The 6,147-nt window shown below is 30.2% G+C and carries 4 protein-coding genes and 1 other annotated feature; all 4 genes read right to left on the reverse strand.

Features of this window, described 5'->3' with window-relative positions; genetic code table 11:
- Positions 1 to 854: 854 nt before the first annotated feature.
- The 4 genes from murD to J2Z44_RS21050 all read right to left on the reverse strand — a co-directional run bounded on the left by murD (position 855) and on the right by J2Z44_RS21050 (position 6,014).
- The gene (gene murD, locus J2Z44_RS21035; protein WP_209650044.1) at positions 855 to 2,234 is read right to left on the reverse strand and encodes a UDP-N-acetylmuramoyl-L-alanine--D-glutamate ligase; all 1,380 of its coding nucleotides are present in this window, start codon (positions 2,232 to 2,234) and stop codon (positions 855 to 857) included.
- Positions 2,235 to 2,969: 735 nt separating this feature from the next.
- On the reverse strand, positions 2,970 to 4,361 hold the full coding sequence (locus tag J2Z44_RS21040; protein WP_021283109.1) for a glycine--tRNA ligase: 1,392 nt from the start codon (positions 4,359 to 4,361) through the stop codon (positions 2,970 to 2,972).
- A gap of 133 nt (positions 4,362 to 4,494) precedes the next feature.
- Positions 4,495 to 4,659 (reverse strand) — a binding site (T-box leader).
- Positions 4,660 to 4,950: 291 nt separating this feature from the next.
- Positions 4,951 to 5,370, reverse strand: a complete 420-nt coding sequence (locus tag J2Z44_RS21045; RefSeq protein WP_021283110.1) for a DUF4362 domain-containing protein — start codon at positions 5,368 to 5,370, stop codon at positions 4,951 to 4,953.
- A 356-nt stretch (positions 5,371 to 5,726) separates the two neighbouring features.
- Complete coding sequence (locus J2Z44_RS21050; RefSeq protein WP_021283172.1) at positions 5,727 to 6,014, reverse strand: hypothetical protein; 288 nt, start codon at positions 6,012 to 6,014, stop codon at positions 5,727 to 5,729.
- Positions 6,015 to 6,147: the final 133 nt, after the last annotated feature.

Genomic DNA, 6,147 nt, shown 5'->3' on the forward strand with positions numbered 1-6,147 from the left:
TCGTCCTGAGCCAGGATCAAACTCTCAATTTAAAATTGATGTTCGAGCTATGCTCTATTTATCGCTGACTTGTTAAAGTCATTTTGTGAACTGTTCGTTCACTAGAATTAACTGGTTTTACCTTTTTCTCTGTTTAATTTTCAAAGACCAATTTAACGCTACACTGTAGCGATATCGTCACCATCTGACGACTTTTATATCTTATCATCTTTTTTTTTCAGTGTCAATACTTTTTTAAATATTTTTTAGCACTGATACTTTAGGATGATTAGTTCTTTTCGCATTTGTTAACTTGTTATTAACGCAGCGACAAGATGTATTATATAACATGCATCATATCCAAGCAAACTGTCGATGCTTGTAATCTAATTTTATATAAACATTCCTAGAAAAATCATTTATTTTCTTTAATATTCTTATATTGATACTCGTGGTAAAGTTTTCAATGTTTTTCCTTATAAAAACACTAACTCCACCTTTTAAGCCTCTATATACCCAACTTTTATTATCCTAACTTTCATGGCATAACCAATACTCGTACCCCAAGAGACTTACAAACTAAAGCTTTAACCTCCTCCCCCTTTAAAATTGATACGCATTTTGGCTAAGCCTCTTAACACGCCCTTATGGCATTCCACGAAATCAAACTCTTTATTATTGAAACACGCCTTTATCTTCCTCCCAAAACTATTTAGTAGAATATGAAAATAGAAACTAAACAAAATAGAGTAATTCTTTTCTTTAGTGCATATCATTCACACATTTGACTCTTTATATAAAAAAAACAAGTCGTGTAGCGAATATACCGACTTGTTTTTCAATTTTTATTGTATATTAATAGATTTCAGCTGAACTTACTTTAAGTTGTTTACAAGCTCCTTGAACCTATTCCCCCTAATTTCAAAATTTGGGAACATATCAAAACTTGCACAAGCTGGAGCTAAAGCTACAACATCTCCTTCTATAGAAATCTCCCTAGCTTTATTAACAGCTTCCTCTAATGACTCAACCATGTAAATCGGAACTTCAATACCTTTCTCCTCTTTTAATAAGTCAAAAGCAGCTTTTATTTTATTTTTAGTAGCTCCTAATAATATTAGGTACTTTATTTTTTCATACCCCTCAAAAGCTAAAGGCTCAAAAGGAAGGTTTTTATCATATCCACCAGCTAACAATATAACGGGGTTGTCAAAAGACAATAAACTAGCAACCGTTCTAGTAGGACTAGATGCTATAGAATTATTATAATACTCTACTCCATCTAATTCTCGTACAAATTCATTTCTATGCTCCACTCCCGTGAAAGACATAGCTACTTTTCTCATAGTTTCAATAGACACCTCATCACAAGTAGCTGCAAAAGCTGCTAAAAGGTTATCAATATTATACATTCCCTTTAGCTTAACTTCTTTTTTATTACAAACCTTTAATCCTTTTACATATAGATTGTTTTCTTTGAAGTATGCTCCCTGTGCAACTTCTTCCTTTATACTAAAAGTATAGAGTTTTCCTTGTTGTTCTCCAATCATTGAAGCAGTAATATCATTCTCCTCATTTAAAACTAATAAACTTTCTTTACTTTGGTACTTGAAAATATTCTTTTTAGCTTCCACATATTCATTCATACCTTTATGCATATCCAAATGATTTGGCGATAAATTTGTTATTAAAGATACATCAGGAGAATCAGTCATAGTCATTAATTGAAAACTCGATAATTCTAAAACAACCCTATCCTCAGGCTTAATTTCTTCAATTTTTGTAAATAACGGCGTTCCTATATTTCCACCAACCCACGCATTATAACCTTCTTCTTTTAGAAGTCTAAAAATTACAGAAGTTGTGGTTGTTTTCCCATCACTGCCTGTTATTCCATAAACCTTCGCTGGGCAGTATCTTACAAACTCCTCCATTTCTGAGGTAATATATGCCCCCTCTTCCTTTGCAGCAACTAATGCTTCACTATCAATTCTCATAGATGGAGTTTTAAAGATTACCTCAAAGCCTCTTAAATTGTTTAGGTAATCTTTCCCTAATTGAAAATCTACTCCTTTAGGAGAAAACTTACTTATTACTTCTTCTAACTCTTCGGAATTTTTCTTATCAAAAGCTGTAACCTTAGCGTTTAATTCAACAAGAAATTCTATTAATGGTATATTGCTTACCCCTATACCAACTACAGCTACATTTTTATTTTTTATAAACTCTTTAAATTCTTTAAAATTCTTTTTCATTTTAAGCCTCCAGCCATTAATTTAATATATAAGTCCTTATAAAGGTTATAGATTTGTACATATATGTGTTTCAATAAAAGTTTATACATTTATTATTTGTACTTTATTGAGATCTTCAACTAACGAGTTGAAGATTACTTAACGCAAAACATATAAATGATTTTATACCTTTAAAATCTCCGTTAAACGTAAAATCCCTTATTAATTATACCACTTTTATATTTTTATTAAAATATAAGTCTCAGAACATCCTTTGTATACATTTACATTTTCATCTATTCATAAATTTTAGTTTTATCTGAATTGTAAGAATTAAGTTAATATAAAAACTTAATTTCGACATATTGATTTACAAATTTCGCTATGTTATACTAACTCATGTGCCGTAAGGAAATATGTTAAAATGATTCCCCAAAAGTTTTAACATAACACATAACATATCCCCATGATTAAACCCTATTTTACCGGATGAAAATCCGGTTATTTTTTTACCCTAAAACAGGTAAATCCTCTTAAACACTGAGCTTTATATTAAAATAACTAAGTATATACCTTATCTTATTAATTAAAAAAATAAAGTCCATTAGCTAATCTAATGGACTTTATTTTTATAAACTTTATTAATTTTTTCTATGATTTTCCTACCCAAAATTAAAATTATAGTGTTAATATGAAACTAATTAAACTTCAACCTTGCCAATCATTGTATATATTTTGATATCTATTTTAATTTAATTAAAACTCCATCTTTTCTTCAATATACTTAGCTAGTTCATCAATGGAAAGTCTAATTTGTTCCATTGTATCTCTATCTCTAACAGTAACTGTATTATCCTCTAAAGTATCAAAATCAACTGTAATACAGAAAGGTGTTCCTATTTCATCTTCTCTTCTGTATCTCTTTCCAATACTTCCTGCCTCATCATAATCCACATTGAATTTTTTAGAAAGCATAGAGTATACTTCAAGAGCTTTATCACTTAGCTTCTTGCTTAATGGTAGAACAGCAGCTTTAAATGGTGCAAGTGCAGGATGCAAATGCATAACGGTTCTCACATCTCCGCCTTCAAGTTCTTCCTCTTCGTAAGCATTGCATAAGAAAGCTAGTGCAACTCTATCAGCTCCAAGAGAAGGTTCTATACAATATGGTACATATTTTTCATTTGTAACTGGATCTAAATAACTTAAATCCTCTCCCGAATGTTCCATATGCTTCTTTAAGTCATAGTCTGTTCTATCAGCTATGCCCCAAAGCTCACCCCATCCAAATGGGAATAAGAATTCTATATCACAAGTAGCATTACTATAGAAAGATAACTCTTCTGCGCTATGATCTCTAAATCTTAAGTTGTTTTCCTTCATTCCTAAGTTAAATAAGAAATTTTTGCAGTAATCCTTCCAGTAACCAAACCACTCTAAATCTGTTCCAGGTTTGCAGAAGAATTCAAGCTCCATTTGTTCAAATTCTCTTGTTCTGAAAATAAAGTTACCTGGTGTAATTTCATTTCTAAAGGATTTACCAATTTGTGCTATTCCAAAAGGTACTTTCTTTCTTGATGTTCTTTGAGCATTTTTGAAGTTTACGAATATACCTTGTGCGGTTTCAGGTCTTAGGAAAATTTCATTTTTGCTGTCTTCAGTTATTCCCTGGAAAGTTTTAAACATAAGATTGAACTTTCTTATATCTGTAAAGTTTCTCTTTCCACACTTTGGACATACAATTTCATGCTTATCTATATACTCTTTATACTCTTCATTTGTCCAACCATCAGCAACTGCAACCTCCGCACCTTGATCTGTCATGTGATCCTCTACTAATTTGTCAGCTCTAAATCTTGCTTTACATTCTTTACAATCCATTAATGGATCTGAAAAACCACCAACGTGTCCTGATGCTACCCAAACTTCAGGGTTCATAAGTATTGCGCAATCAAGTCCTACGTTATATGGACTTTCTTGAACAAATCTTTTCCACCAAGCTTTTTTAACATTATTCTTAAACTCTACTCCAAGTGGACCATAATCCCAAGAGTTTGCAAGACCTCCATAAATCTCTGATCCTGAGAATATAAATCCTCTATTTTTACAAAGGGCAACTAATTTATCCATTGTTAATTCTGCAGCCATATACAATACCTCCATTAAATTATTTTATAATTAATTATTTTATAATTACCATGATTATGAACCCGTATAGGCAGTTCACATTGGTTATTAATTTGCTAATTAAATCTTAGGAAATAAAAAAAGCTCCTACCAATTAAGGGACGAAAATAATTCCGCGGTTCCACCCTTATTGGCAATAGCCCATCTTTCAAAAATTCCACTCAAAAGCTCCCTTCACAACAACTCTTTAATGATTTACACCACCCACCATCTCTCTATAAAAGCATTTGTTGTTACTCTTCTTTCTCATCGTGACTTATATTATTTTTAAAATTATTTATATATATTAATATTATATCAAATACATTACTAAAGAGTAACCACCAACATAACATTATATATAACTAATTAAATAATTAATAAGATTATAATCTATATTCTACCAAAACTTATTTTATTGTCAAGATTAGGTATTAAACTTTTATATTTTTCGATCCATTGTGATATTTACATTATTTCCATCATTGTAAAATCTTATGCTATATTTTTCATATAAACTTTGAAGTCAATAAGATAATAGCAATAACTTACTTATATTTATTCACCAGCTTTAGCGATAACTTTCAAAAGAGAATATTTCATTCTTTTTATTATTACTAGTTAAATAATATTTTGTAGTTCTATCTATATTTTGAACTAAAATATTATCGGCAGACATAAAAACTATCTGTCCTCCAAAAGAATTATTAGTTCCATCAGACACATAAACAACTTTTCTACCATCAAAGTATATGGTATTAACTATAGGTTTTCCCTCGATTGAAAATCGAACTATTCTTTTTGAAACTGGAAGCTTCATATCAATCTTTCTAACTAATTCATCTAGAACATAAGGGTTAATGGCATATCCATCAGTAGTTATAATCAAGTCATTTTTCTTATTTAAATTATAATATTCTAATAAATTCGGGTAAACAAAATCAATTGAGTGTTCTCTTCTATAGCCTTCTGGGAAATCCTTTAACAACATATACACCTCAAAATTATCATTATATGTAATTATATATGTTTAATAATGAAAATATATCTATTTGCCTATCTCCTCATTAAGAACTTGTATTTAATATATAAGATATATAACAAAAAAAAATTAAAGCATTTTCTTCTTAAGCATTTCAACTGATTAACTTTACTTGAAATTACATATCATATATTTAATTACTATGACGAAACTATAAGTTTCATTAAAATAAAAAAGGCGTGCCTCGGCACGCTCTCTCTTTTGCCTCCAGCTCTTAGGCGTAGCCTGCTATCAAAAAAATACTTGTCTCCTAGACGATTTTTTAATTTACTACTACACTAATAATGCGAAGCATGGGAAATAAGCTATTCCTCATATGTATAAGTTATATTATGAACTCCTTCGTAGAACTTCGGTTTCATTATTCCACTGCATTTTTCACAATAAAATGCTGGTGGTTCACCAATGTCTCCTTGGTCTAACAAATCAAAGTGCATTACAACCTCTTCTGGAATTAGCTCTTGCTCTCCACACTCCGTACAAATATAAAGAACATCATCTTCATTTTTTCTTAGTTCTTGCAATACTTGTGATTTCTTTTTTGCCTTTAACTTTGCTCTTTGCTTATCTTTTACTTTTTTTACTTTAGCCATATTTATCCATCCCTCGTATAATATAGCTATAACATTTAATAGAAAACATCATATCTTTCTAACGAACATTTAAACTATATTATTTAAATTTATTCATATTATTAATTCCTCTAGAGCATTTAGAATCTTCTTA

This window comes from Clostridium punense (assembly GCF_017874425.1).
Taxonomy (GTDB): Bacteria; Bacillota; Clostridia; order Clostridiales; family Clostridiaceae; genus Clostridium_J; species Clostridium_J punense.